The sequence below is a fragment of the Hydrogenivirga sp. genome (assembly GCF_056450045.1).
On sequence record NZ_JBWONM010000195.1, the window covers coordinates 1 to 3609 of the forward strand.

At 51.0% G+C, this 3609-nt stretch carries 4 protein-coding genes and 1 pseudogene; 1 reads left to right on the forward strand and 4 read right to left on the reverse strand.

Annotated features, from left to right (window positions below):
* The 3 genes from AC1HCM_RS08050 to AC1HCM_RS08060 all read right to left on the reverse strand — a co-directional run.
* The coding region (locus AC1HCM_RS08050) for an MvaI/BcnI family restriction endonuclease (protein WP_479461254.1) at positions 1-238 on the reverse strand (238 nt) is incomplete at its 3' end.
* A gap of 18 nt (positions 239-256) precedes the next feature.
* Positions 257-2206, reverse strand: a complete 1950-nt coding sequence (locus AC1HCM_RS08055; RefSeq protein ID WP_479461255.1) for a vWA domain-containing protein — start codon at positions 2204-2206, stop codon at positions 257-259.
* The gene (locus AC1HCM_RS08060; RefSeq protein ID WP_479461256.1) at positions 2169-2708 is read right to left on the reverse strand and encodes a phosphate-starvation-inducible PsiE family protein; all 540 of its coding nucleotides are present in this window, start codon (positions 2706-2708) and stop codon (positions 2169-2171) included. The genes AC1HCM_RS08055 and AC1HCM_RS08060 overlap by 38 nt, the downstream gene beginning before the upstream one ends.
* A 25-nt stretch (positions 2709-2733) precedes the next feature.
* Here AC1HCM_RS08060 and AC1HCM_RS08065 point away from each other — a divergent pair, with 25 nt between their 5' ends.
* Positions 2734-3207 carry a hypothetical protein gene (locus AC1HCM_RS08065; protein ID WP_479461257.1) on the forward strand — a complete coding sequence of 158 codons (474 nt, stop codon included), beginning with the start codon at positions 2734-2736 and terminating at the stop codon, positions 3205-3207.
* On the opposite strand, the pseudogene AC1HCM_RS08070 reads toward AC1HCM_RS08065, so the two are convergent.
* Positions 3208-3609 (reverse strand): annotated as a pseudogene (locus tag AC1HCM_RS08070) (mercury(II) reductase); the annotation flags it as partial.

Below are 3609 nucleotides of genomic sequence, written 5' to 3' on the forward strand. Positions count from 1 at the left end.
GTCTAATGTACCAAACTCCCCGATTGAATGTAAAAAGAGTTATTAATGATTGAGAGTCTTTTCTCACTGTCTTTATCTCAACTCTCCCACCTATGTCTGGGATTGGAATATTGTTTTCTTCTATACCAAATAGAGTTTCAAAGGTATATCCGACTCCTGTTGAGCCACTCCTTAGAGAGGGGACAGAACCCATACTTTTAATTTTCCTGAGTTTATCTATCACATCTTTTAGTCTCATCTTTCGATTATTATACTTTCAGCTTACCGATATTAACCTCCTGAGCTGGTTCTCAATTATAAAGGAAAAGGCGGAGGGTAACTTGGATATGTCCTCCACGCTTATACCCGTCCTGTCAAAGTACTCCTTCACCATCTTCGTAGCCTCACCCACGCCCACACCGACTATCGGAAACTTCTGTTTCATCTGAAGGATGAAGCTTCTGAGCTCTTCACCCCTGAGCCCCCGCGTGGGTTCTCCATCGGTAAAGAGGATGAGTATTCCCTTTCTGCCCATCTTCTTGGTGTAAAGCTCAAGATTCTCAAGCCCTATGCTGACAGCCTTCCCGAGGTCCGTTCCTCCACCAGCCCCCGATAGGAGCTCCATGATCTTTGCCTTTGCAACCCTGTAGTCCTCCTCAAAGCCCTTGAGCTCATACACGTTGTCGTTAAACACCTCTATGGAGAAGGGCATGCCGAGCCTGTCAAGGACCTCCGACACGAGCAGAAGGGACCTGACAGCGTTCGTTATCTTCTCCTCCTTCTTCATTGAGGTTGAGATGTCTATCAGGAGCTCAAAGGCGAGCTCCTTCCTCTCGGGTACCTCCCTCCTTGAGTATATCTTCCCCCTCCTTATAGGGACTTCGGTGGGGAGTCTTTTGAAGTTGAGCCTCTTTCCAACGGGGTGGGCACCGCCCCACCTCTCCTCCTCTTCAGGCAGAAGGCTGTCAAACTTCCTCTTGAAGTGCTCAACGTAAGGGAGGATACTCTTCATCAGGAGCCTGTACTTTTTGAACTCCTCCTCGGTGAGTCCGTGCTCCTTTCTATACTTTCTGTCGGTGTCAGATAGCTCTTCCTGCTGGGTTTCCTGCTTCTTAAGGGAGTTGGAGGCTCCTCCCTCCTCTTCCCAGCCTTTGAATATGAAGCTAAGGAATCCCCTGTGCTCTATGTCAACCTCAAGGGTTCTGGGTAGAAAGTTCTGCAAGAAGGCGACGTCCTTCTCCAGCATGTCCAAGTAGCTCATCTGTCTGACGTAGTCCTTCATCCAGTCCTGGAGGGAGTGGAGGGCTTTCAGAATCTCCTTCCTATCAACCTCCGGTATGTCGGCGGAGCTCCCCTCTTTGTATTCGCCGACCATCTCTCTGTACTTGTCGGGTAGCTTCTTGAGGATGTCGGTCATTATCCTTCCCCTATGCCCATCGTCCCTCCTCCTTCCCCTTGCCTCATCAAGGAGTAGGTCTATGTAGTTCATGTCCCTTGCTTCATCAACGAGAACCCTGAACTTGGTCCAGAGCTCCTCCATGACTATGTCGTAGGCTGTCTGATTGTCCTTCTCCCTTATGTACTCATAGAAGCTCTTCTCCATGCTGTCGGTGTAGTGCTTTATCTCCTGAGAGAAGGGCGCCTCCTCACCGAGCCAGCGGTAAAGAAGGGATAGGGCGAGCTGATGGTGAGGGTAAATGGGGTTGAGGGACTGGGCAACCTCTTTGAGCCTTGATTTCAGCCCGAATAGGGCTGAGGGTATCTCCTCAACTATCCTCTCATCAGCCTTGAGGCTTTCAAGGACAGAGAATAGAACCAAGAAGGAGGTGGGAACATACCCAGCCCTGAAGACCTCCCTCTGACCCAGCCTCCAGTGGGGGAAGTGGGTGGTGAGTAGGTAGCTTATCTCATGCCTTATGGAGTTGAGAGTCCAGTCGTCGGTTCTTCTAAGGAACTCAACGACGTTGAATGTTATGCCTCTCGGTCTTTTAACTCCGGGAGGAACCTCCTCAACCTCACCCCTTGCCCACATCTCAAGGAGGGGCAGGTACTTGGGGTCGTAGCCCGCTCCCCAGCCCTCGTAGGAGGGTTGAACCTCTAAGTCAAACTCCTCCTCAAGCAGGTTGGCTATTACCTTCCACTTCTCCTTCATGTTTTTAAAGCTACCGCCGAAGGCGGTCTTTTCAATGTCAATCCTCAGATTTTCTGAGCTTAACTCTGCGCTCAAGCCTCCTGACTTGGGGACCCGAGAAGGCACCCATCCTCGTAAAGCGAACGAACTCAAACCAGCTCCTCTCCATGAGAACGTAGGTTATCCCGAGGGACACGAGGAGGACTCCGTAGCCTATCAGGTCCGTGTAGCTGAACCTGTGCTCAAACATTGATATGACTATCTCCCTAACTACGAAGACTATACCCGCCTCAAGCATCTGCCTCTTCCTTATCCTCCTGTACTCTATGACGTCAAGGAAAACTCTGAAGAGCTCTATTAGAACGAAGAAGTTGAGTATGTTCTTTATGAGCAATCTGAAGGCTTCCTCATGCTCAAGGCGGAGCTCCCCTCCGACTACGTGGGCGGTGAAGAGCCTCAGGTCGTACAGGATTATCACTATCGCTGTAATGAGCGTGAGTATGATTATCGGGACTGTAAGGATTACGAGGAGGTTCACGAAGCTGTTGTAAAAGTTGAGGGCTTTCTTTGAAAAGCTGTCGGAGAGCAGAAACTTCATAGGAAAATTTTATAACTTCAAGTCCATGGAGAGCGCCTTTTCAAAGCTTTACAAGGATGTGAGAACTTACACAGAGGAAGGAAGGGTGAGAAAGGTCCTGAAAGTCGGCTACTCAGTCAGGATAGACCCCAAAGATAGGAGGATTGAGGTTTACAGGGAGGAATGCACCCTCACGGAGGAGGGCAGCTACTCAAGGGGAAGCCTGAGGAAGGTAAGGTACAGGGGAGAGCCGACGCTGAGGGGTATGTACAGACTGCTCGGTGTTGAGGTCAGGGGGATTGAGGGTAAGGAGGCTGTCCCCTTCCTAAGAGTGAGGGAGATAGAGGGCTCTGAAGAGGTGTTGAGCGAATACCTCTTCCTTCCCGAAAGGGGGGAGATAATCCTGCTTGAACCCAGAAAAAGGGATGTGGTTGGAAGGGTCAAGCCCGTGAGCTCCCTTAAAGATTTCCTCTTCAGGAGCGCCGAGCTCTGGAAGGTTGTGGGCGACCTTTCCCGCTGATCACTGGGCACAGCAGGAGAGCTTGGAGATATCCTTCCTGAAGCTCTGGGCACAGAGCTTTACGCACTCGGAGAGGGTAGGGTAAACGTCCACCGTGTCAATGACATCCCCGAGGGTCAGACCGTACTTTACAAGTGGAACAGCCCTGTGGATTATCTCCGCTCCGTGGGGCGCGAGGATGTGAACCCCGAGAACCTTTTCGTTACTTCTATCAACCACCATCTTGACAGCCCCCTCCTTCCTGAAGCCTATTATCGCCCTCGGGACCTTGGAGAGCTCAAGAACCCGGACATCAACCTCTAATCCCCTCTTCCTCGCCTCCTCCTCCATCATCCCCACCGAGGCGAGTTCGGGGTCGGTGAAGACAGCCCTCGGAACTGAGAGATAGTCTATCTTCACCCT

Bases quoted from the DNA above. Each gene is read 5' to 3' on its own strand.
- AC1HCM_RS08060 (WP_479461256.1), bottom strand. From the start codon at position 2,708: ATGAAGTTTCTGCTCTCCGACAGCTTTTCAAAGAAAGCCCTCAACTTT.
- AC1HCM_RS08065 (WP_479461257.1), top strand. From the start codon at position 2,734: ATGGAGAGCGCCTTTTCAAAGCTTTACAAGGATGTGAGAACTTACACA.